This is a genomic window from Chryseobacterium sp. DT-167 (genome assembly GCF_058310155.1).
In genome coordinates, this window is record NZ_JBZEEQ010000065.1 from 1 (window position 1) to 681 (window position 681).

At 69.3% G+C, this 681-nt stretch carries 1 protein-coding gene; it reads right to left on the bottom strand.

What is annotated here, in order from left to right:
* Positions 1-33: 33 nt before the first annotated feature.
* The coding region (locus AC4FQ5_RS19760; protein ID WP_491146286.1) for an aldo/keto reductase at positions 34-681 on the bottom strand (648 nt) is incomplete at its 5' end.

Here is a 681-nt window from a genome sequence, read left to right on the forward strand (position 1 = left end):
GGACCTCTCGTGTGCCGGCGGTAGGAGCCCGGTTCAGCGTCGTCGGAGCGACGCGTCCAGCAGAGCCGGCGGGGTGTCGAACTTCTCGTCGGGGGCGAGATCGACACCCGGTTCGACGATCCCGTCGATCGCATCGAGCACGTCCGCCGAGAGGACGGTGTCGGCGGCTGCGAGCTGCGAGTGCAGGTGCTCGAGGGTCCGCGGACCGATGAGGGCGCTCGTGACCGCCGGGTGGTTCGTGACGAAAGCGAGCGCGAGTTGCACGAGAGTGAGCCCCGCGTCCTCTGCGACGGTCGCGAGCCGCTCGACGGCGTCGAGCTTCGCCCGGTTCGACGGACGGGAGAGGTCGAAGCGCTGCTGCAGCGTTCCGGACCGGTTCGTGGTGATCTCGCGACCCTCGCGGATGGCGCCCGAGAGCCAGCCGGACGCGAGCGGGCTCCACGCGAGGACTCCCATCCGGTACTCCTCGGTCACGGGGAGGACGTGCGCCTCGGCGCCGCGCTGCAGGATCGAGTAGGGCAGTTGCTCGGTGACGTAGCGGCTTGTGTGATTCTCACGAGCGGACCACTGCGATTGCACGATCCGATATGCCGGGAACGTCGACGAGCCGAGGTAGCGGATCTTGCCGGCTCGCTGAAGGTCCGTGAGGGCCGAGAGCGTCTCGTCGTCCGACGTCGCCGG